Raw genomic sequence first — 21,521 nt, forward strand, 5'->3', positions numbered from 1 at the left:
GGATCACCCCCGCACGCAAGCGGCGCGAACGACCAGGTCCTCGTACAGCCGGGCGTACGGTTCCACCGCCTGGCACCAGTTGAAAGGTTGGGTCATGGCCAGGCAGCGCATGGCGTTGAGCAGGTTTTTCTTCTCGAACACGTAGAAGGCCCGGCTCAGCGCTTCGCGGTAGCTGTCCACGGTGGATTCGTCGAAGAGGAAGCCGGTCACCCCGTTCTCGATGGTGTCCGCCAGCCCGCCGGTATTGCGGGCGATCGGCAGCGAGCCGAAGCGCTGAGCGTACATCTGGCTCAGGCCGCAGGGCTCGTAGCGCGACGGCATCAGCAGGAAGTCACTGCCGGCGAACATGCGCCGTGCATCGGTCTCGTTGAAACCGATGCGCACGCCGATCCGGCCGGGGAAGCGCAGGGCCAGCTCGCGCATGGCCTGTTCCTCTTCCGGCTCGCCACGGCCGATCACCGCGAGCTGGCCGCCTTGCTGGACGATGTACTCGGCCACGCCCAGGGTCAGGTCCAGGCCTTTCTGGTAGACCAGCCGCGACACCACGGCGAACAGCGGGCCGGTGGACGGCTCCAGGCCGAACAGCTCGCGCACCTGGGTGGCGTTGGCCGCCTTGCCTTCCCAGTCGTTCAGGCCGAAGTTGTGTTGCAGATGGCTGTCGGTGGCCGAGTTCCAGCTCTCGTCGATGCCATTGGGAATGCCGCTCAACAGGCCTTGCTGGGCCTTGCTGGCGAGGAAGCCGTCAAGGCCGCAGCCGAACGCCGGGGTGGTGATCTCCTCGGCGTAGGTGGCGCTGACCGTGGTGATATGGCTGGAGTAGGCCAGGCCGGCCTTGAGGAACGACAGCTTGCCGTAGAACTCCATGCCTTCCTGTTGCAGGGCATGTTCGGGGATGGCCAGCTCCGGGGTGCAGGCCAGGCTGTGCACGCCCTGGTAGGCGAGGTTGTGGATGGTGAACAGGGTCGGCGTGTTCAGGCCGCGCCAGTGCATGTAGGCCGGGGCCAGGCCCGCGGGCCAGTCATGGGCGTGGATCAGTTCCGGGGTCCAGTGGACCATGCCTTCACCGGCGGCGATTTCCGCGGCGGCCAGGCCCAGGCGGGCGAAGCGGATGTGGTTGTCAGGCCAGTCGCGACCGTTGTTGGCGCCGTAGGGCGTGCCTTCGCGCTGGTACAGCTCAGGGCAGATCAGCACGTAGATGACCAGGCCGTCAGGCAGGTCCATGCGGCCGATCTGGCAGGGAGGCAGGGCGGCATGGCCACCAAGTTCGCCGACCACATGGATCGGGGAGTCGCTGTCCATCACTTGCGGGTAACCGGGGATCAGCACGCGAACATCGTGCAGGTGGCGCAGGGCCCGGGGCAGGGCGGCGGAGACGTCGCCGAGGCCGCCGGTCTTGACCAGGTCGGCGATTTCCGAGGTAACGAACAAGACTTTGCGTTTGTGCCGGTTCTGCCTGTTGTCGCCGACGAAGCCAAGGCCGCCGGTATCGACGATCTCGTTGCCCACGGGGGCGCTGTTGTCTGGATTGAAATGCGGTTCGACAGCGGCACTGATCATTTAACTTCTCTCCGTCCCTTGTGCTTTGGGCGATTCGCCCGAATGCGATGCCTGTATCTGTTCTCTCTTTCTCTGCGAGCGGTGTTGCTTCCCTGTGGTCCGTGCAAGCGCTGCGCCAACCGGCGCTCCTGCCGTTGACGAGGTGACGAAGTGTAGGGATGGGCCGGTTGCGTCCGGGAACGCCGGAAACGATGACCTGCTTGAATTCCTGACTGGCCGGGTTCCCACAAGGTTCAAACTTTTTTGGGAGATGCTTGCAGGCGGACGACAGGCAGGATTGAGGAGTGTAGGAGAGGGATGGAATAAGCGGTGACCCGTTGGTCACATTTCAGAATGAAGACAGGTGGGTGGTGTCGGGGTGCCTGGTCAGGAACTTCCGGGCGGGCAAATGAACCTGTGGGAGCTGGCTTGCCAGCGATTTGGCCCGGCCTGACAACCTCTTTGTCAGTGCCGGCCTCATCGCTGGCAAGCCAGCTCCCACAGGGGGCCAAGCTGGCCTTGAAAGTGAGGCTCTAGCCCAGAATGGCCTTCATCTTGTCCCTGAGCTGATCGATCCCGAACGGCTTGCTGATCATATGCATCCCCTCCGGCACATCGATGCTCTGCCCATACCCGCTGGCGAACAAAATTGGCAGCATTGGCCGCAGTTCCCGGGTCTGGCGGGCCAGTTCCTTGCCGTCGATGCCCGGCAGGCCGACGTCGGTGAGCATCAGGGCGAAATGCTGGTCCGGATTGCCAAGCAATTCCAGGGCTTGTTCCGCGTCCTCGGCCTCCCTGACCTCGTATCCCAGTTCCTCAAGGACGTCGACCATCAGCATGCGCACGATGTTGTCGTCTTCAACGACCAGAAGTGGGGCGGTGGCGGGCATGGGTAACTCCTGCGGCAATGATTGTTACTCACTCTGTAAGCAGCGCGCCGCCGGAAGTTCCCGGCATCGACGATGATGAGCATAGCGGGGCGCGATAATGCACGGAACGAATCCAAACGTCATGCCTCAAATACTGGCTTTGTGCCCTGCGAACAGCCGCGAAGACGGATAGACTGGGACATCAGCGTCAGTCAGGCACCACCCGCCTGATCCATAAGCCAAAAAAACAATCGCCACACTCTGCCGCATGGACCAACAGATGAATCAGTCAAACCCTATCGACCAGCAGCGCTTCCAGAAGCTGCTGGTGCGCAATATCAGCCTGCCCCTGGGAGTGGGGCTGCTGAGTGCCGTGGTGTTCATCGCCGTGATTGCGTACCTGCTGTCGGTGATCCAGTGGGTCGGCCACACCGACCGGGTGATCAACAACGCCAACGAGTCGCTCAAGCTGTCGATCGACAAGGAAACCGGCATGCGCGGTTACCTGCTGACCGGCGAAGCGCACTTCCTCGACCCCTATGAGCTGGCCAAGCCACGCATCGCCGCACAGATGCAGACCTTGCGCGAACTGGTGGCGGACAACCCGATCCAGCTCGATCGCCTGACCCGCCTGGATGCTCTGCAGGCCGAATGGAACGACTTTGGCCGGGAGATGATCGAGGCCCGGCGCACCAGCGGCGATTACCGCTCCGATATCCAGGCCGGCCGCGGCAAGCGCCTGACCGACCAGATCCGCAAGGAATACGAGGACTTCGTCGGGCTGGAGCAGCAACTGCGGGCCAAGCGCAACGAAACCGTGAGCACCACCACCTGGGTGTCGATTTCCCTGTACCTGCTGTTCGTCATCGTGGTCAGCGGCCTGCTGGCCTGGGTCGGGCGCCGCGACCTGCTTAACCTGTCGCGCAGCTACCAGGCCAATATCGAGGCCCAGGAGCGCTCCACCGAGCGCCTGGAGCAGCAGGGCTGGATCCGCAACGGGCAGAACCAGCTGGCACAGCAGGTCCTGGGCCAGCAGACCCTGCCGACCCTCGGCCACAACATCCTGCAGTTCTTCTCCAATTACCTGGGCAGTGTGGTCGCCGCCCTGTACGTGCGCGACGAGCATGACAACCTGCATCGGGTCGCCAGCTACGGCTTCTCCCGCGAGCAGGATGCCCGCGACCAGGTCATCAGCCCCCACGAGGGCCTGGTCGGCCAGGCCCTGGCACAGAATCGCCTGCTGACCCTGGAAGAGGTGCCGGAAGACTACTTCAAGGTCAGCTCGGGCCTGGGCGAAGGCCTGCCGCGCAGCGTGATGCTGATGCCGGCGACCAATGACGGGCAGATCAACGGCGTCCTTGAACTGGGCTTCCTGCGTCCCCTGAGCGCACGTGACGGTGAGCTGCTGGAGCGGGTCGCCGGCAACCTCGGCACCTCCATCGAAAGTGCCCGCTACCGCCAGCGCCTGCAGGAAGTCCTGGCCCAGACCCAGCAGCTCAACGAAGAACTGCAGGTCCAGCAGGAAGAACTGAAAACCGCCAACGAGGAACTGGAGGAACAGTCGCGGGTGCTCAAGGAGTCCCAGGCCCATCTGGAAACCCAGCGCGCGGAGCTGGAGCAGACCAACGAGCAACTGGCCGAACGCACCGATGCCCTGGCTTCCCAGCGCGACGCTCTGGATGTCAAGAACACCGAGCTCAACGAGGCCCAGGTGCAGTTGCAGCAGCGCGCCGAGGAACTGCAGCGCTCGAGCAAGTACAAATCCGAATTCCTCGCCAACATGTCCCATGAACTGCGTACGCCGCTCAACAGCACGCTGATCCTGGCCAAGCTGCTGGCGGAAAACCCGCAGGACAATCTCAGCGACGAACAGGTCAAGTTCGCCGAGTCGATTTATTCCGCGGGCAACGACCTGCTCAGCCTGATCAACGACATTCTCGATATCGCCAAGGTCGAAGCCGGCAAGCTCGATGTGCGCGCCGAAACGCTGCAGGTGGCGCGCCTGGCCGATGGCCTGCGCGGGCTGTTCGAGCCGCTGGCGGCGGACAAGGGCCTGAGCTTCGGCGTCAGCGTCGAGCCACAGGTCCCGGCGACCCTCTACACCGACCGCCAGCGTCTTGAGCAGATCCTCAAGAACCTGCTGTCCAACGCCCTGAAGTTCACCGAGCAAGGCCAGGTCAGCCTGACCCTGGCCCCGCAGGCAGGCGGCGGTATCGTGTTCCTGGTGCGTGACAGCGGCATTGGCATCGCCGCCGACCAGCAGGAGGCGATCTTCGAGGCCTTCCACCAGGCCGATGGCACCACCAACCGCCGTTACGGCGGCACTGGCCTGGGCCTGTCGATTTCCCGTGACCTGGCCCGCCTGCTCGGTGGCGAGATCCAGGTGCAGAGCGCGCCGGGCCAGGGCAGCGTGTTCAGCCTGAGCCTGCCGGAAAGCTACGAGCCGATCGTCGACCAGTTGCAGCCGTCCACCCTCAGCCGTCCGCAGCCGCTGGCGCAAAGCCTGCCGGCAGCACTGCCGGAAGTGCCAAGCGTGCCCCTGGCCGAAGGCCCGGTGCGCCGCCTGGCCTTCGAGGATGACCGGCACAAGGCGCCGTTCAGCCAGCGCTGCATCCTGGTAATCGAGGACGAGCCGAACTTCGCCCGCATCCTCTTCGACCTGGCCCACGAGCTCGGCTACAACTGCCTGGTGGCGCATGCCGCCGACGACGGATTCGAGCTGGCCGAGCGCTTCGTCCCGGATGCCATCCTGCTGGACATGCGCCTGCCCGACCATTCCGGCCTGACCGTGCTCCAGCGCCTTAAAGAACAGGCCGCCACCCGGCATATCCCGGTGCACGTGATTTCCGTCGAGGACCGTATCGAGACCGCCCTGCACATGGGCGCCGTGGGTTATGTGGTCAAGCCCACCAGCCGCGAGGAACTGAAGACCGTCTTCGCCCGCCTGGAAGAAAAGCTGACCCAGAAGCTCAAGCACATCCTCCTGGTCGAGGACGACGACCTGCAGCGCGAGAGCATCGCCCGCCTGATCGGTGACGATGACGTGCAGATCACCGCCGTGGGCACCGCCCAGCAAGCCCTGGACCTGCTCAAGGCGCATGTCTACGACTGCATGGTGATCGACTTCAAGCTGCCGGACATGCCGGGCAACGAGCTGCTCAAGCGCATGACCGTGGACGAGATCCAGTCCTTCCCGCCGGTGATCGTCTATACCGGGCGCAACCTGAGCCGCGACGAAGAGGCCGAGCTGCTCAAGTATTCCCGCTCGATCATCATCAAGGGCGCACGCTCGCCGGAGCGCCTGCTGGATGAAGTGACACTGTTCCTGCACAAAGTCGAATCGACGCTGTCCCATGAAAGGCAACGCATGCTGCGCACCGCGCGCAGCCGCGACAAGGTCTTCGAGGGGCGCAAGATCCTCCTGGTGGACGACGATGTGCGCAACATCTTCGCCCTGACCAGTGCCCTGGAGCACAAGGGCGCCCTGGTGGAGATCGCGCGCAATGGCCGCGAATCCATCGAGCGCCTGGAGCAGGGCAGTGATATCGATCTGGTGCTGATGGACGTGATGATGCCGGAGATGGATGGCTTCGAGGCGACCCGCCTGATCCGCAAGGATCCGCGCTGGCGCAAGCTGCCGATCATCGCCGTCACCGCCAAGGCAATGAAAGACGATCAGGAACGCTGCCTGCAGGCCGGGGCCAATGACTACCTGGCCAAGCCGATCGACCTCGACCGGCTGTTCTCCCTGATCCGCGTGTGGCTGCCGCAACTGGAGCGAATTTGAATAGCGAGCGCAATACCGACATCGAGATCCGACTGCTGATCGAGGCCATCTACCTCAAGTACAGCTACGATTTCCGCGACTACTCCGGCGCTTCGATCAAGCGCCGCATCCTGCATGCCGTGCGCCAGTTCGACTGCGCCACGGTCACCGGGCTGCAGGAAAAGGTGCTGCATGACCCGGGCATCTTCATGCAGTTGCTGCAGTACCTGACCATTCCGGTCAGCGAGATGTTTCGCGACCCCAGCCACTTCCTCGCCCTGCGCCGGGAGGTGGTGCCGCACCTGAAGACCTGGCCGTCGATCAAGATCTGGATCGCCGGCTGCAGCACCGGCGAAGAGGTGTATTCCATGGCCATCCTGCTGCGTGAGGAAGGCCTGCTGGAGCGCACCATCATCTACGCCACCGACATCAACCCCAACTCCCTGGAGAAGGCCAAGCAGGGCATCTACAGCATGGACGCCATGCGCAACTACGAGCGCAACTACCAGGCCGCCGGTGGCACCCGGGAGTTCGCCAGCTACTACACCTGCGCCTACGGCAACGCCATCATGGACGGCAGCCTGCGCGAGAACGTGACCTTCGCCGACCACAGCCTGGCCACCGACAGCGTGTTCTCCGAGACCCAGCTGGTGTCGTGCCGCAACGTGCTGATCTATTTCAACAAGGGCCTGCAGGACCGCTCCTTCGGGTTGTTCCACGAGTCCCTGTGCCACCGCGGCTTCCTGGTCCTGGGCAGCAAGGAGACCCTGGACTTCTCCGCCTATGCCAACCGCTTCGAGCCGCTGGTCAAGCCCGAGCGGATCTACCGCAAGCTATGAAGCGCATCGATGCGATCGTCATGGGTGCTTCGGCCGGCGGGGTCAGCGCGTTGCTTTCGGTGATGGCCTGCCTGCCGAAGGACTTTGCCATCCCGCTGATCTGCGTGCTGCACCTGCCGGACGACCACGACAGCCAGCTCGCCGAGGTGTTCTCGCGCAAGCTGGGGCGGCCGGTGCGCGAGGCGCGGGACAAGGAGAGCATCGAGCCGGGCATGATCTATGTCGCCGGGCCCGGTTATCACCTGTCGGTGGAGCGTGACCGCAGCCTGTCCCTGAGCCAGGAAGACCGCGTGCACTACTCCCGGCCATCGATCGACGTGCTCTTCGAGTCCGCCTCCGACTGCTACGGGGCGGCGCTGGCCGGGGTGCTGCTGACCGGGGCCAATGAAGATGGTGCCGCCGGTCTGGCACGAATCAGTGAGTACGGTGGTCTGAGCATCGTCCAGGACCCGGCCCAGGCCCAGGTCTCGGCCATGCCGGCGGCCGCGCTGGCCCTGCATCGGCCTGACCACATACTCCCTTTGAATGGCATCGGGCATTTGCTCGCCAAGCTGGAATCACAAGAATGCTGAGCCACATCCAAGCCAAACTGCTGATCGTCGACGATCTTCCGGAGAACCTGCTGGCGCTCGAAGCGCTGATCAAGGCGGATGATCGTGCGGTCTACCAGGCGGGCTCCGCCGACCAGGCCCTGTCGCTGCTGCTGGAGCACGAATTTGCCCTGGCCATTCTCGATGTGCAGATGCCCGGCATGAACGGTTTCGAGCTGGCCGAACTGATGCGCGGAATGGAGAAGACCAAGCACATTCCGATCGTTTTCGTCAGCGCCGCCGGGCGCGAGATGAATTATGCGTTCAAGGGCTATGAGAGCGGCGCGGTGGATTTCCTGCACAAGCCGCTGGACACCCTGGCAGTGAAGAGCAAGGTCAAGGTCTTCGTCGAGCTGTATCGCCAGCGCAAGGCCCTCGACCATCAGGTCCAGGCCTTGGCGCGCAGCCAGCAGGAACAGCAGCAATTGCTCGAGCAGTTGCAGGTGGCCCGCGGCGAACTGGAGCGGGCGGTGCGCATGCGCGACGACTTCATGTCCATCGTTTCCCATGAGGTGCGCACGCCGCTCAACGGGCTGATCCTGGAAACCCAGCTGCGCAAGCTGCACCTGGCCCGGGACAACGCCGATGCCTTCACCCTGGACAAGATGCGCGCCATGGTCGAGCGCGACGAGCGCCAGATCAACAGCCTCATCCGCCTGATCGAGGACATGCTCGATGTCTCGCGGATCCGCACCGGCAAGCTGTCCATCAGCCCATCACGCTTCGACCTCGGGCAACTGGCCGGGCGCCTGGTGGAAAACTTCGCCGCCCAGGCTGCGGCGGCCGGCTCGGTCATCGAGCTGGAGGGCAGCGGCGTACTGGAAGGAATATGGGATGAGTTCCGTATCGAACAGGTGATCGCCAACCTGCTGAGTAACGCCCTGCGTTACGGGGCGAAACGGCCGGTGCAGGTACGGGTACTGGAGGATGACGGCATGGCCTGCGTGGAAGTGCGCGACCAGGGCATCGGCATCAGCCCGCAGAACCAGCAACGGATCTTCCAGCAGTTCGAGCGCGTGGCGTCCAACCACAGCGTCGCCGGGCTGGGCCTGGGGCTGTATATCTCCGAGCAGATCGTCCTGGCCCATGGCGGGCGGATTTCAGTGAGCAGTGCCGAGGGCGAAGGGGCGACGTTCCGCGTCCACCTGCCGCTGGTATGCGATATGCATGAACGAAAGAATGAAAGTGGTCGCTCCGAAGCAACCTCTGCGTAAGACCGGGGTCTGTATGGTCATCATCACCCGAATGAATAGAATCAAGGCGTTGGCATGAGCGTAGATGCGCAAGATGTAGTACTGGTCGTCGAAGACGAGCCGGTTATCCGTATGGTCCTCAATGATTACCTCTCGGGCGAGGGCTACCGCGTCCTGCTCGCCGAAGACGGTGCCCAGGCGTTCGAGATCCTCGCCAGCAAGCCGCACCTGGACCTGATGGTTACGGACTTCCGCCTGCCCGGCGGAATTTCCGGCGTGGATATCGCCGAGCCGGCGGTCAAGCTGCGACCGGACCTCAAGGTCATCTTCATCAGCGGCTACCCGGCGGAAATCCGCGAGTCCGGCAGCCCGATAGCCTTCCGCGCGCCGATCCTGGCCAAGCCTTTCGACCTGGATAGCCTGCGCGAGCAGATTCAGGAATTGTTGGCCTGAGCTTCAGCCGATTCGTACGCGTTGAGTCGATTTCCCTTATACCCCGCGATTTCGCGGGGTGATCCGATCGGTTCCTTGTTCTCACGACACAGGAACCGTCATGAATCCGACACTCCCTCCCCGTACCCGCGACATCACCCTTCACCTCGGCCTGTTTTTCGACGGCACCGGCATGAACCTGCACAACAGCGAGCAGGGTGGCGCCGGCAGCTATGCCCTGGGCAAGAGCAATGTGGCGCGGTTGTATGCCCTTTATCCGCACTGCCAGCAGCTCGCCGGTGACGCCCGGCAGGCTGCGCTGGCGCTGTACATCGAGGGTATCGGCACCCGGCGTGGCGAAGCCGATGCCCTGATCGAGCAGGCCACCGGACGCGGCGCCTCCGGCGTGGCGGCGCGGGTGGCGCAGGTGCCCAGGCAGCTCGAAGCGCTGCTGCAGGGTTTTTTGGTGGACAACCCGACGGTGGCGGTCTCGCACATCAAGCTCGATCTGTTCGGTTTCAGCCGCGGCGCGGCGGCCGCACGTCACCTCGGTAATGATCTGCAGGGACTGCGCAGTGCCTGCGGCGACATTCCGCTGAGTGTGAACTTCATCGGCCTGTTCGATACCGTTGCCAGCATCATTGCCCCGCTCAAGGGCAATTTCAGCGCGGCCAATGCCGATTTCGACGGGTTGCGCCTGGGCTTGCGTGCCGGCCAGGCACGGCGGGTGGTGCACCTGGTGGCTGCGGACGAGCGACGGCTGAATTTTCCTCTGGTGGCCGGGCCGGATGACTGGGTCGTGCCGGGGGATCACTGCGATATCGGCGGCGGCTATCGGGACGGCGTGGAGCATGCGGTGCTGGAGCGCCCGTTCAGCAGCATCGAGTGGGCCCATGTGCCACTGGAAAGCACCAGGGCCTGGCAGCAGGCGAGCCAGTGTTTGCAGCGGCGCCAGGAGGAATGGGCGGCGCTGGGGCTTGGCGTGCGCCTGCAAAGCCAGACCGTCGACCAGCCGTTTGTGCCCAAGCGCGATATCCAGCGGGAAAAGCGCGTGCGGGTGTGGATCGAGGGTGAGCGGGAGGTCTCGGCCGATCTGTCGTGGGTTTACCTGTGGATGATGCACGAACTGGCGCGGCGCGCTGGCGTCCCGCTGACTGCACCCGAGCGGGGATTGCCCGAGGCATTGCAGGGCATCGCAGAGAAACTGCTGGCCGGGCGCGGGCTGGAGACTGAAGAGATGGCCTTGTTGCGGCGCCGCTACATCCATCGTTCGGCCAACTGGAATGCGCAGTTGCAGTCGGACAGTCCGTTGCTTGACTGCCTGTTCATCAACCGGCCGACAGTGGATGGGGTGAGGGTGGTTCATTCGATTGTGGAATGACCTCAGGGCTGCAAGTCCGGCAGCGCACCCAACCTGCGCTGCTGGACACGACGCGGACACTGTGGGAGCTGGCTTGCCAGCGATTGCGGTAGTGAAGCCGCTATCGCAATCGCGGGTGAACCCGCTCCCACAGGTTGCTCGGCCAGCCGCAGGTTTTGTGTTCGACGCGGTCACTGTGGGGGTTTACCCGCGATTGCGATGCTGAGGCCACTACTGCAATCGCTGGCAAGCCAGCTCCCACAGGTTACTCGGCCAGCCGCAGGTTCTGTGTTCGACGCGGTCACTGTGGGAGCGGGTTTACCCGCGATTGCGATGCTGAGGCCACTACTGCAATCGCTGGCAAGCCAGCTCCCACAGGTTGCTCGGCCAGCCGCAGGTTCTGTGTTCGACGCGGTCACTGTGGGAGCGGGTTTACCCGCGATTGCGATGCTGAGGCCACTACTGCAATCGCTGGCAAGCCAGCTCCCACAGGTTACTCGGCCAGCCGCAGGTTCTGTGTTCGACGCGGTCACTGTGGGAGCGGGTTTACCCGCGATTGCGATGCTGAGGCCACTACTGCAATCGCTGGCAAGCCAGCTCCCACAGATTGCTCGGCCAGCCGCAGGTTATGTGTTCGACGCGGTCACTGTGGGGGTTTACCAGCGATTGCGATGCTGAGGCCTGCCGCAATCGCTGGCAAGCCAGCTCCCACAGGTTGCTCGGCCAGCCGCAGGTTTTGTGTTCGACGCGGACACTGTGGGAGCTGGCTTGCCAGCGATTGCGGGATCAAGGCCACCATCGTAATCGCTGGCAAGCCTGCCACTGGGCGCCCGCCCAGTAAAACTCCGTGCGTTTCCCGAAAGCTTGAGTACAATCATCGGTTTTTTGGGCTGGCACATTGCCCGCGCCTTTTTCCGTCCTGGATTGCTCGATGCTGAACGGCAGTTATTCCCCCTCCCTGGTCGTGATTTCCCTGTGCGTGGCGATCCTCGCTTCCTATACCGCCCTCGATCTGACTGGCCGCCTGGCCACGGCAAAGGGCCGTGCAGTGTATCTGTGGATGACCGGCGGCGCGCTGGCCATGGGCATGGGTATCTGGTCGATGCACTTTATCGGCATGCTCGCCTTCAGCCTGCCGATCCAGTTGGGCTATGACGTCACCCTGACCATCCTCTCGCTGGTCATCGCCGTGTTGTCATCGGGCTTTGCGCTATGGCTGGTCAGCCAGCGCAGCCTGCCGCTGCGCATGCTGCTGCTCGGCGCCGGCATCATGGGCGCCGGCATCGCCTGCATGCACTACACCGGCATGGCGGCGATGCGCATGCAGCCCGGCATCCAGTACGACCCACTGCTGTTCGGCCTGTCCCTGCTGATTGCGGTCGGCGCCTCGATGGCGGCGCTGTGGATCGCTTTCCGCCTGCGCCGCAACACCCCCTATGTGCGCCAGGTACGCGCTGGCGCGGCCGTGGTCATGGGGGTTGCCATCGTCGGCATGCACTATACCGGCATGGCGGCTGCCAACTTCCCCGAAGGCAGCTTCTGTGGCGCCTTCGAGAGCGGTTTCAACGGTGATGGCCTCGATTACCTGGTGCTGATCACCACACTGGCAGTGCTGTCGGTAGCGCTGCTGACCTCGGTCCTCGATGCCCGCCTCGAAGCCCGCACCGCCGACCTCGCGCGTTCCCTGACCCTGGCCAACCAGGAGCTGACCCAGTTGGCCCTGCACGACACCCTCACCGGGCTGCCCAACCGGACCCTGCTGGCCGACCGTATCGACCAGGCCATGAGCAAGGTGGCCGAGCACGGCGGCCAGTTCGCGCTGATGTTCATCGACCTGGATGGCTTCAAGCCGGTCAACGATGCCTACGGCCACCACACCGGCGACCAGTTGCTCAAGGAAGTGGCCCTGCGCCTGCGCGGTCATCTGCACAGCCAGGACACCCTCGCGCGGATCGGTGGCGACGAATTCGTCCTGCTGGTGGAACTGGACGACCCTGACGATGCGGTCAACGTCGCCGCCAAGCAGGTCAACCTGGTGTCCCGGGCGTTCCGCCTGGCCGAACAGAACCTGCAGATTTCCGCGAGCATCGGCATCGTCCTGTACCCCGGCAACGGGGCGGACCAGCACGAATTGCTACGCAACGCCGACGCCGCGATGTATCACGCCAAGAGCGCCGGCAAGAACGGCTACAGCTTCTTCGACGTGTCGATGAACAGCAACGCACGCCTGCAGTTGCAGTTGCTGCAGGACCTGCGCACCGCGGTCGAGGAAAAGCAGTTCCGCCTGCATTACCAGCCCAAGTACGACGCCATTGGTCGCCACCCCATCGGCGCCGAGGCGCTGGTGCGCTGGGAACACCCGGTCCACGGCCTGTTGCTGCCAGACCGCTTCATCACCCTGGCGGAAAAGACCGGGCTGATCATTCCCATCGGCGAGTGGGTGCTGGAAGAGGCCTGCCGGCAGATGCGCGTCTGGATCGACCAGGGCTATGCCGACTGGCGTATCGCGGTGAACCTCTCGGCTATCCAGTTCTGTCATGCCGGGCTGGTGGACAGCGTCGCTGCCGCCCTGCGCCGCAACGACCTCGCGCCCAACAGCCTGACCCTGGAAATCACCGAAACCACCGCCATGCGCGATGCCGATGCCAGCATGGACGTGCTGCAACGCCTGTCGGACATGGGCGTGGACCTGTCCATCGACGACTTCGGCACTGGCTACTCCAGCCTGATGTACCTCAAGCGCCTGCCGGCCAACGAACTGAAGATCGACCGCGGTTTCGTCCGTGACCTGGAGCAGGACAGCGACGATGCGGCGATCGTCTCGGCCATCGTCGCCCTGGGCCAGGCGCTGGGCCTGCGTATCGTGGCCGAAGGGGTGGAAACCGACCGCCAGCAGGACTTCCTGACCCGGCTGGGCTGCGATTCATTGCAAGGCTATCTGCTCGGGCAACCGGTGCCGCCCGAGCGTTTTCTGCAGGATATAGAGCGGGTGAGGGTGGCCCAGGCGGTCAGGCCGAGCGCTTGAGGGCGCAGGACGGCTGGAAGGCTTCCAGTTCGTCTTCCACCGCCTCGATGATCCGCTCGACATCGTGGGCGGCCATGACGGTGGAGCAAGGGATGCCGGCAATGGCCAGCAGGGTTTCGCCGGTGGCCCGGTCGAACAGCCGGGCGACCATGCTGCGCGGCGCATCCATGCTTGCTTCGAAGCCGAGCGGATGAAAATGCCAGCGCATCATCTGGCAGGCGCCGGGGAAGGTGAATTTGTTCATGCAGGCCTCCTTGTACCGCGCGACGACAACCCTGAATGAATTCGACCAAAGTAGTAGGCCTTTTCCGGCCAGAGGCTAACCATAGCAGCATTGCCCGGGGTGAAAAGGAATAATTCCCGGTGCTTTTTACGGTTCCATGACAGCCGTCACACTCCATCGACCTGGCGATTTTTTGCGCAAACGTTTTCTCCGCCACCTGTACCCGGCCTGCACGGGCGCGCTGGCGGACGGTCGGCGCGAACGGGGTCGAGGGTTTCCGACCGGCGGCGTGACCGGCTTTCAGCTCAGCAAGCCGGCGGCGATATTCACGGTGAAACCGAGGATTGCCGTGTTGAACAGGAAGCCGATCAGCGAGTGCACCAGCACGACCCTGCGCATCTGCTTGCCGCCGATGCCGACGTCGGAGGTCTGCACGGCGACGCTGATGGTGAAAGAGAAGTAGTGGAAGTCCCAGAAGTCGGGATGGCATTCGCCGTCGGCGAAGCGCAGTAGCGGCTCCTTGCCGTCGCAGGTATAGAACAGGCGCGCGTAGTGCAGGCTGAAGATGGTGCCGATCAACAGCCACGAGCCGGCCACGGTCAGCCCGGTGTAGGCGTAGTGCAGGACCAGCGCCTGGCCTTGCAGGTCCTTGCTGCCGGCCAGTTGCAGGGTGACCGCGGCGAGGCTGGCGACGGCGGCGATGCTGACCACGAAGAGCACCAGCACGGCGTTTTCGTCTTCTTCTTCGGCGATCTGCCGGACCCGCGGAGCGCCGGCCTTGAAGGTCAGGAGCAGGATCAGTACCAGGTAGATCCAGACGGCGATGTTCCAGCCGGCGAGGATGTGCTGGACCTTGTCGCCGGCGGGAATGAACAGGCCGCCGAGCACCCCGAGTGCCGCGGCGAGGGAGAGGCGGGGATGGGTCCGGGCCAGTTTGTGGAATGCCATGTGGGCTCGCTGGGAGAGGGCTTCAGGCAACTGTAGACGATCGCGCCACGGGGGATGTTCCCCGGACTGGAGGTGCTGCTGACGGCCACGGGGCCGGTGCCGCACCACCCACCTTTGGCGGGAGACGGCTGGCCATCAGCAGTGCTGCAGATTACAGGGCAGCCTTCACCTGCAGGCCCACCACCAGCGCATTGTCGATATTAGCCCCGGAAAACGCTCCCGGCTCCATGACGTACTGCACATCCGGGCGCAGCGTCAGCCACGGCGTCGCCTGATAGCCATAGCTCAGCTCGATCAAGCGCTCGGCACTGCCCAGGCTCGGGAAGTCGTCACCATTGGCCAGCGCGTTCTGCTCCTGCACCTCGCGGCTGCGGGGGTTCGGTACGGCACGGCCGAAGCCCAGTGCCAGGGTGTCGTTCGGGCGGCTGGCGAACGGTTGCTTGAGCACCACGCCGACGCTGTACCACTTGCTGAACGGCGACGCCGCCGAGCTGGCCGCCGCGGCCTGCCCGAACACATGCAGGGTCTGGCCCGCCAGGTCATTCGCCTGCCATACCGCCTGGTCCAGCAGCACGTAATGTCCGCCACGCCCGGCCACTTCCTCGTCGCTGCCAATGCGCTTGGCATCGGAACTGTCGTAGTACCAACCCACCTTGTATTCGCCAGGCAGGCCATTGAGCTTCTTGTACACCAGCTCCACCGGCACCACGGTCCCGGTCTTGTGCTTGGGCGTGATGTTCCAGGCGCGGCTGGAGTTGCCGTTGCTTTCCGGATCCACGGCAAAGGCGGCCACGCGCAGTTGCCAGGCCGGGTCGAAGCTGTATTTCACCCGCACGCCAAGGCGCGCATTCGGGTAGTTGGTCCAGCCACTGCCACCGGACATGTTCAGCGGATGCCCGCAGAAACCGGCGTTCATGAAGTTGCAGAGGATGCCGCTGTCGAGCCCGCCGAGGTCATTGCCCATGGCCATGTAGCCGAGCTTCACGTCCAGGTCCGGGGTGAACAGGGTGCGCTCGTAGCTCAGTTCGGTGAGGCGGGTGTACAGGCCACCGTAGTTTTCCTGCAAGGGCAGGCGGTTGCCGACCAGGTCGCCGGAGCCGTCGTTGCCGCGGCGGTCGTTGAGGGTCAGTTGCACCACGCCGGCATTCTCGGCCTGGAGCAGCTTGTCCAGGTCGAACCGCACGCCGAGCTTGAGGTTCTGCGAGTAGCGCGCCGAACGCTTGAGGCCGCCGTGGGTGTTGTAGACGGTCTCGCCACTGTAGTCGCCGGTGAAGCGGATGCCGTCGGCGTCCATCTGGCTGCGCAGGCCGCCCCAGTCGCCGGTCAGGGTCGAGTCGGCGAAGGCAAACGAGGGCAACAGGCAAGCGCCCAGCAAGGCGGCGGGAAGGTAACGCGGGGAAGAAAGCATTTCGGTCATTCCAGGATAAAGCGGGCGCCCGCCATGGAGGCGGGCGCCGGGGGGATCAAGGCAGGGCGTAGGCGATCACGTAGTCGCCGCGGTCGGTGGACTGGCGTGCGCCGCCAGCGGTGATGACCACGTATTGCTTGCCGGTCTTCGGCGACACGTAGGTCATAGGGCCACCCTGGCTGCCGACAGGCAGGCGGGCTTTCCAGATTTCCTTGCCGTTGCCGCTATCGAAGGCGCGCAGGTAGAAGTCCTGGGTGCCGGCGATGAACACCAGGCCGCCCTGGGTCGACAGGGTGCCGCCAAGGGTCGGCAGGCCGATCGGCAGCGGCAGGTGCATGCGGATACCCAGCGGGCCGGTGTCTTCCACGGTGCCGACCGGAACCTGCCAGGCGACTTTCTGGGTCTTCATGTCGATGGCGGTCAGGGTGCCGTACGGCGGGGCCTGGCACGGAATGCCGGCGACCGACAGGAAGCGGTTCTTGTTCACCGCATACGGCGTGCCTTTGAGCGGTACCGCGCCCATGCCGGTGTTCAGTGCTTCACCACCGCCAGCGGCCTGGCCCTTGTTGGCCGACGGGATCATCTGGATCCACAGGCCCAGGCGCATGTCGTTGACGAAGATGAAGCCGTTGACCGGGTCGGTCGACAGGCTGCCCCAGTTCATCCCGCCCAGCGAGCCCGGGAAGCTCAGCGACAGGTCGGTGCCCGGCGCGGTGTACAGGCCGTCGTAGCGCATCTTCTTGAAGTCGATGCGGCACAGCAACTGGTCATACGGGGTCGCGCCCCACATGTCCGACTCGGTCAGGGTCTGTGCGCCGATCTGCGGCATTCCGGTGGATTTCGGCTGGGTCGGCGAGTACGGCTCGTTGGGGATGTTGGACGGCTTGACCGGCACGTCTTCGACCTTGGTCAGCGGCTGGCCGGTGGCGCGGTCAAGGACGAAGATCTGCCCGGCCTTGGTGCCGATCACGACGGCTGGAACGCTGCTGCCATCGGCCTTGGTGAAGTCGATCAGGCTCGGCTGCATCGGCAGGTCGAAGTCCCACAGATCGTTGTGCACGGTCTGGTAGACCCACTTCTCGGCGCCGGTGCTGGCGTCCAGGGCGACCACCGAAGCGCCGTACTTGTGGTTCAGCTCGGTCCGCTCGACACCATAGATGTCGGTGGACGAACTGCCCATCGGCAGGAACACGGTGTTCATCGCCGCGTCGTAGGACATTGGCGCCCAGCTGTTCGGCGTGCTGCGCACGTAGGTGCTGCCGTCGGCCGGGGCTTGCTTGTCTTGCGGATTGCCCGGGTCGAAGGCCCAGCGCATGGCGCCGGTGATTACGTCGAAGCCGCGGATCACGCCGCCAGGCATGTCGGTTTGCACGTTATCCGCGACCCGACCGCCGACCACCACGGTGGTACCGGCCATCAGCGGGGCAGAGGACAACTGGTAGTAGGAGTCCGGCACATCACCGAGGCCGGCCTTCAGGTCGACCTGGCCCTTGTTGCCGAAGTCTTCGCAGAAGGCGCCGGTATCGGCGTCGACCGCGATCAGGCGGGCGTCGATGGTGTTGGTCAGCAGGCGACGCTGGCAGGCGGCACCGGCCGGGACGCTGGCGGCGATCACCGGGATGCTGTCCGGCTGGGTCGGCTGTGCGACAGGCTGAGTGGCATCGAAGTAGGCCATGCCACGGCAACGCTGCCAGACCTTGGACTGGGCGTTGATATCGTTGCGCCACAGTTCCTTGCCGCTATCGGCATCGAGGGCGATCAGGTTGTTGTGCGGGGTGCAGATGAACACCTTGTTGCCGACCTGCAGCGGGGTCAACTGGTCTTCCGCGCCGTTGCCGTCGCTGATGGCGACGTCGCCGGTGTGGTAGGTCCAGGCCACCTTGAGCTTGTCGATATTGCTGCGGTTGATCTGGTCCAGCGCAGCGAAGCGGCTGCCGCCCTCGGTGTTGCCGTAGTGCGCCCAGTCTTTCTGCGCCTTGGCCGGATCCACCGGGGTCAGGGCCGGGCCGCTGCCCTGGGCTTCGACGGTCGGGTGCGGCACGAACATGTTGCCCACGGCCCAGACCACGGCGATCGCCAGCACGCCGGCGATGCCGTAGGCACCACGGCCGCCGCTCGCGCCGGAGGCACGCTTGAGCATCGGGTAGACCAGCGCGACCACCAGGCCGATGACGCTGAACATGAACAGGCGGGAGAACATTGGCCAGAAGGTCCGGTCGGTGTCGACTAGGGCCCAGATCGCCGTGGCCACCAGGAACGCCGCGAACAACCAGGCGCCGGCCGGCTTGCGCAGGGCGATGAGGATGCCGGCGACGGTCATGGCCAGGCCGCCGATCAGGAAGTACCAACTGCCGCCCAGGGTGGTCAGGCGGATACCGCCTGCAGCCAGGGCCAGGCCGAGCAGGGCGATCACTGTGCCCAGCCCGATCAGGATGAATTTGCTTAGGCCGGAGGCCTGAGGTTGAGGGGTCATGCCGGGTATCTCGCTGTGTGAATGCGGAGGCGATTATACGCTTAGCTAGCTAATTAACCAGATAGTTCATTGGTCGAATGTGAAAATCCGACCTGAACCCTCGGGTTTAGCGTAGCCGCTGGGCAGCACCGCGCACCTTGTAGGAGCTGGCTTGCCTGCGATGGAGTGCGCAGCGCTCCCAAAACCATCCAGCACGAAACTTAGGCTGTATGAAATCCCGGATTCGGCGCCTGGTTGATGGTGTTCATCCCAGATGTACAGAGGTGACAGGTTTTGGGACCGCTGCGCGGTCCATCGCAGGCAAGCCAGCTCCTACAGGGGGCGCGTTGTTACTGGGGTGCACGATTCCGGGGCACACACTGAGCCATTAGGTAGCACTGTTCCCCAACCCACCTTTGCCCCCAAACCCACCATTCCCATCCAAATCAATCCTTTACCTCCCATTCGAATAACCTGGCACACATCCTGCTTTTTCGTATCCATGGATAATTGGATACAAAAATACAAAAGGTGATCCCCCATGCAATTCGCCCCCGCTTACGTTGACCGTCAGCCGCAGACCGCCGAGGAGGAGGCCTACAACTTCCTTCTCGAAACCATCTGCTGCGGCCGCTACCGCAAGGGTGACCGGCTGATCGCCGAGGACATCGCCAGCGAGATCGGCATGAGCCGCATGCCGGTGCGCGAAGCCTTCCGCCGCCTTGACGCCCAGGGTCTGGTGACCTTGCGCCCCAACCGCGGCGCCGTGGTCAGCGGCCTGGATATCGAGGAACTGCACGAAGTCTTCGAAATGCGCAGCGCCCTCGAAGGCCTGGCCGTGCGCGTGGCCGTCGCGCATATCGGCGAACGCCAGCTGGCGGCCCTGGAACGCATGCTCGACGAGATGGACGACTACCGCGATGAGAGCGCCCAGTGGGTGCGCCGGCACCGCGCCTTCCACGAATACCTGTGCAGCCTCAGCGGCCGCCCGCGCCTGATGAAGCAGATTTCCGCGCTGTACTCGCTGGTCGAGGCGCCCATGCGCCTGTGGCTGCAGCACGGCGACAAACCCTTGAGCGCCCGCGAGGAGCACGCGGTGATCCTCGAGGCCATCCGCGCCGGCGATGCCGACAAGGCCGAAGCCGTGGTCCGCGACCATATCGAAGGCACGGTCCCGGCGCTGATCCAGTTCCTGCAATCGGAAAAATAGAGGCGGGTCCGAACCCGCCCGTGTTTTGACTTTGAATCCTGCCGTTGTCCAACGAAGTGGAGTGTCTGGTCATGCATTTACGCCGCGCCTTGCTGGTGGCTGTTTCCCTCGCTATGTGCACGCAATGGGCCGCCGCCGCGCCCCAGGTGCCGGAGCGCCTGAAAACGGTCGAAAAACTCACCTACTGCTCGGGGATGGACTCGCCGCCCCTGGTCTCCTTCGACGCCGCGCAAAAGCCCCGTGGGCTGACCGTCGACCTCGGCCTGGAAATCGCCAAGCGCCTGGGCAACAAGGACGTGCAATGGCGGGTGATCCCGTTCTCCGGCCTGGTCCCGGCGCTACTCGCCGGGCAGTGCGACATGATCGTCGACCAGCTGTTCGACAAGCCCGAACGGCGCCAGGTGATCGATATCGTCAACTACATGTATTCCAGCCAGGCGGTGGTGGTGCCCAAGGGCAATCCCAAGGCCCTGAAGACCCTCGACGACCTGTCCGCGCACAAGGTCGCCGTGCTCAACGGCTCGACCATCAAGACCCTGCTCGACGCCCATAACGAAACCCTCGCCAAGGCCGGCAAGCCACCGATGAAAGTGGTGGTCTACAACACCGACACCGACGCCTTCCAGGCCCTGCGCATCAACCAGGTCGATGCCTATGGCACCACGGTGGAAACCGCCGGCTACTACGCTGCCATGGCCCCGGACCTGTTCGAAGAGGGCGTGCCGGCGTTCAGCCGCATCCTCACCGGGCTGGGCCTGCGCAAGGACGACCCGCAACTCACCGCTGCCGTGCAGCAGATCATCGACGACATGCGCGCCGACGGCAGCTACGCGAAATTGCTGAGCACCTGGCATGTCAGCAGCGACACGCTCGATTGAGGGCCATGACGCATGAACTTCAATTGGGATGTGTTCTGGCAATACCTGCTGCAACCCAGCGGCGTGTACCTCACCGGGCTGTGGCTGACCTGCCTGATCGCCGTGCTGGCCATGGCCCTGGGCTGCGCCCTGGGTCTGGCGGCGGCACTGATGCGCCTGTCGAGCAACCCGCTGCTGCAATGGCCGGTGCGTTTCTACGTGTGGCTGATGCGCGGCACGCCGCTGCTGGTGCAGATCGTCTTCCTCTACACCGCGCTGGCGGCGGGCGGGATCTTCCGCTTCGAGGACATCGAACTGCTGGGCCTGGTAGTCCCCGGCAATATCCAGGCGGCGATCATCGCCCTGGGCCTCAATGAAGGCGCCTACATGGCCGAGATCATCCGCGCCGGCATCGGCGCCGTGGATAAAGGGCAATATGAAGCCGGGCGTTCCCTGGGCATGACCTTCGGCAAGCTGATGCGCCGCATCGTGCTGCCCCAGGCGTTCCGCGTGATCGTTCCGCCGATCGGCAACGAATTCAACGTGATGCTCAAGAACACCACCCTGGTCAGCGTGATCGGCGTGCAGGAGCTGCTGCTCAGCACGCAGATGGTCACCTCGGCGACCTTCCGCGTGTTCGAGCTGTACCTGGTGGTCGCTATCTACTTCCTGCTGCTCACCACCCTGTGGGGTTTCTTCCAGCGCTGGCTGGAAAACCGCTTCGGCCAGTCCGACCGCCCCAGTTCGCCGCCCCCGGCCGCCAGCCGCATGTTCGGCCGCGGCACCCTGACACTGCTGAGAGGACGCTGAGCC

At 64.3% G+C, this 21,521-nt stretch carries 16 protein-coding genes; 10 read left to right on the forward strand and 6 right to left on the reverse strand.

Features of this window, described 5'->3' with window-relative positions:
* Positions 1-3 precede the first annotated feature (3 nt).
* Positions 4-1,557, reverse strand: coding sequence for a glycogen synthase GlgA (gene glgA / locus AC2CQI_RS04030; protein ID WP_484579262.1), 1,554 nt, complete (start codon positions 1,555-1,557; stop codon positions 4-6).
* 512 nt (positions 1,558-2,069) lie between these two features.
* On the reverse strand, positions 2,070-2,426 hold the full coding sequence (locus tag AC2CQI_RS04035; RefSeq protein WP_075805712.1) for a response regulator: 357 nt from the start codon (positions 2,424-2,426) through the stop codon (positions 2,070-2,072).
* 259 nt (positions 2,427-2,685) lie between these two features.
* On the opposite strand from AC2CQI_RS04035, the gene AC2CQI_RS04040 reads away from it, so the two are divergent.
* The 7 genes from AC2CQI_RS04040 to AC2CQI_RS04070 all read left to right on the forward strand — a co-directional run bounded on the left by AC2CQI_RS04040 (position 2,686) and on the right by AC2CQI_RS04070 (position 13,610).
* Positions 2,686-6,192, forward strand: a complete 3,507-nt coding sequence (locus AC2CQI_RS04040; RefSeq protein ID WP_484579263.1) for a response regulator — start codon at positions 2,686-2,688, stop codon at positions 6,190-6,192.
* The gene (locus AC2CQI_RS04045) at positions 6,189-7,010 is read left to right on the forward strand and encodes a CheR family methyltransferase (protein ID WP_075805714.1); all 822 of its coding nucleotides are present in this window, start codon (positions 6,189-6,191) and stop codon (positions 7,008-7,010) included. The genes AC2CQI_RS04040 and AC2CQI_RS04045 overlap by 4 nt, the downstream gene beginning before the upstream one ends.
* Positions 7,007-7,582 carry a chemotaxis protein CheB gene (locus tag AC2CQI_RS04050; protein ID WP_484579264.1) on the forward strand — a complete coding sequence of 192 codons (576 nt, stop codon included), beginning with the start codon at positions 7,007-7,009 and terminating at the stop codon, positions 7,580-7,582. The genes AC2CQI_RS04045 and AC2CQI_RS04050 overlap by 4 nt, the downstream gene beginning before the upstream one ends.
* Entirely contained in the window at positions 7,576-8,814 is a 1,239-nt protein-coding gene (locus AC2CQI_RS04055; RefSeq protein ID WP_484579265.1) for a hybrid sensor histidine kinase/response regulator, read from the forward strand. The genes AC2CQI_RS04050 and AC2CQI_RS04055 overlap by 7 nt, the downstream gene beginning before the upstream one ends.
* A gap of 54 nt (positions 8,815-8,868) precedes the next feature.
* Positions 8,869-9,246, forward strand: coding sequence for a response regulator (locus AC2CQI_RS04060; protein ID WP_075805717.1), 378 nt, complete (start codon positions 8,869-8,871; stop codon positions 9,244-9,246).
* Between the two features lie 100 nt (positions 9,247-9,346).
* Positions 9,347-10,606, forward strand: a complete 1,260-nt coding sequence (locus AC2CQI_RS04065) for a T6SS phospholipase effector Tle1-like catalytic domain-containing protein (protein WP_484579266.1) — start codon at positions 9,347-9,349, stop codon at positions 10,604-10,606.
* Between the two features lie 910 nt (positions 10,607-11,516).
* Entirely contained in the window at positions 11,517-13,610 is a 2,094-nt protein-coding gene (locus AC2CQI_RS04070) for a putative bifunctional diguanylate cyclase/phosphodiesterase (RefSeq protein WP_075805721.1), read from the forward strand.
* On the opposite strand, the gene AC2CQI_RS04075 is transcribed toward AC2CQI_RS04070, so the two are convergent.
* The 4 genes from AC2CQI_RS04075 to AC2CQI_RS04090 all read right to left on the reverse strand — a co-directional run bounded on the left by AC2CQI_RS04075 (position 13,594) and on the right by AC2CQI_RS04090 (position 18,662).
* A complete protein-coding gene (locus AC2CQI_RS04075) occupies positions 13,594-13,854 on the reverse strand; it encodes a DUF1652 domain-containing protein (protein ID WP_075805722.1) in 261 nt (86 codons plus the stop codon). The genes AC2CQI_RS04070 and AC2CQI_RS04075 overlap by 17 nt on opposite strands.
* 279 nt (positions 13,855-14,133) lie before the next feature.
* Positions 14,134-14,781 carry a DUF1345 domain-containing protein gene (locus AC2CQI_RS04080; RefSeq protein WP_075805723.1) on the reverse strand — a complete coding sequence of 216 codons (648 nt, stop codon included), beginning with the start codon at positions 14,779-14,781 and terminating at the stop codon, positions 14,134-14,136.
* 151 nt (positions 14,782-14,932) lie between these two features.
* The gene (locus AC2CQI_RS04085) at positions 14,933-16,189 is read right to left on the reverse strand and encodes a carbohydrate porin (protein WP_484579267.1); all 1,257 of its coding nucleotides are present in this window, start codon (positions 16,187-16,189) and stop codon (positions 14,933-14,935) included.
* Positions 16,190-16,244: 55 nt separating this feature from the next.
* Positions 16,245-18,662, reverse strand: coding sequence for a glucose/quinate/shikimate family membrane-bound PQQ-dependent dehydrogenase (locus AC2CQI_RS04090; RefSeq protein ID WP_484579268.1), 2,418 nt, complete (start codon positions 18,660-18,662; stop codon positions 16,245-16,247).
* A gap of 520 nt (positions 18,663-19,182) precedes the next feature.
* On the opposite strand from AC2CQI_RS04090, the gene AC2CQI_RS04095 reads away from it, so the two are divergent.
* The 3 genes from AC2CQI_RS04095 to AC2CQI_RS04105 all read left to right on the forward strand — a co-directional run bounded on the left by AC2CQI_RS04095 (position 19,183) and on the right by AC2CQI_RS04105 (position 21,518).
* Positions 19,183-19,851: a GntR family transcriptional regulator gene (locus AC2CQI_RS04095; protein WP_484579269.1), complete on the forward strand. Its 669-nt coding sequence runs from the start codon at positions 19,183-19,185 to the stop codon at positions 19,849-19,851.
* A 71-nt stretch (positions 19,852-19,922) separates the two neighbouring features.
* Positions 19,923-20,729 (forward strand): ABC transporter substrate-binding protein, encoded by an 807-nt coding sequence (locus AC2CQI_RS04100; RefSeq protein WP_484579270.1) that lies wholly within the window; start codon positions 19,923-19,925, stop codon positions 20,727-20,729.
* 12 nt (positions 20,730-20,741) lie between these two features.
* Entirely contained in the window at positions 20,742-21,518 is a 777-nt protein-coding gene (locus AC2CQI_RS04105) for an amino acid ABC transporter permease (protein WP_484579271.1), read from the forward strand.
* Positions 21,519-21,521 lie beyond the last annotated feature (3 nt).

The organism is Pseudomonas sp. P2S-1, from assembly GCF_057197725.1.

Excerpts from the sequence above, each read along its gene's own strand:
- AC2CQI_RS04050 (WP_484579264.1), top strand. The coding sequence starts at position 7,007 with ATGAAGCGCATCGATGCGATCGTCATGGGTGCTTCGGCCGGCGGGGTC.
- AC2CQI_RS04060 (WP_075805717.1), top strand. The coding sequence starts at position 8,869 with ATGAGCGTAGATGCGCAAGATGTAGTACTGGTCGTCGAAGACGAGCCG.
- glgA (WP_484579262.1), bottom strand. The coding sequence starts at position 1,557 with ATGATCAGTGCCGCTGTCGAACCGCATTTCAATCCAGACAACAGCGCC.
- AC2CQI_RS04090 (WP_484579268.1), bottom strand. The coding sequence starts at position 18,662 with ATGACCCCTCAACCTCAGGCCTCCGGCCTAAGCAAATTCATCCTGATC.
- AC2CQI_RS04095 (WP_484579269.1), top strand. The coding sequence starts at position 19,183 with ATGCAATTCGCCCCCGCTTACGTTGACCGTCAGCCGCAGACCGCCGAG.
- AC2CQI_RS04105 (WP_484579271.1), top strand. The coding sequence starts at position 20,742 with ATGAACTTCAATTGGGATGTGTTCTGGCAATACCTGCTGCAACCCAGC.
- AC2CQI_RS04070 (WP_075805721.1), top strand. The coding sequence starts at position 11,517 with ATGCTGAACGGCAGTTATTCCCCCTCCCTGGTCGTGATTTCCCTGTGC.
- AC2CQI_RS04035 (WP_075805712.1), bottom strand. The coding sequence starts at position 2,426 with ATGCCCGCCACCGCCCCACTTCTGGTCGTTGAAGACGACAACATCGTG.
- AC2CQI_RS04055 (WP_484579265.1), top strand. The coding sequence starts at position 7,576 with ATGCTGAGCCACATCCAAGCCAAACTGCTGATCGTCGACGATCTTCCG.
- AC2CQI_RS04100 (WP_484579270.1), top strand. The coding sequence starts at position 19,923 with ATGCATTTACGCCGCGCCTTGCTGGTGGCTGTTTCCCTCGCTATGTGC.
- AC2CQI_RS04040 (WP_484579263.1), top strand. The coding sequence starts at position 2,686 with ATGAATCAGTCAAACCCTATCGACCAGCAGCGCTTCCAGAAGCTGCTG.
- AC2CQI_RS04080 (WP_075805723.1), bottom strand. The coding sequence starts at position 14,781 with ATGGCATTCCACAAACTGGCCCGGACCCATCCCCGCCTCTCCCTCGCC.
- AC2CQI_RS04075 (WP_075805722.1), bottom strand. The coding sequence starts at position 13,854 with ATGAACAAATTCACCTTCCCCGGCGCCTGCCAGATGATGCGCTGGCAT.
- AC2CQI_RS04085 (WP_484579267.1), bottom strand. The coding sequence starts at position 16,189 with ATGCTTTCTTCCCCGCGTTACCTTCCCGCCGCCTTGCTGGGCGCTTGC.
- AC2CQI_RS04065 (WP_484579266.1), top strand. The coding sequence starts at position 9,347 with ATGAATCCGACACTCCCTCCCCGTACCCGCGACATCACCCTTCACCTC.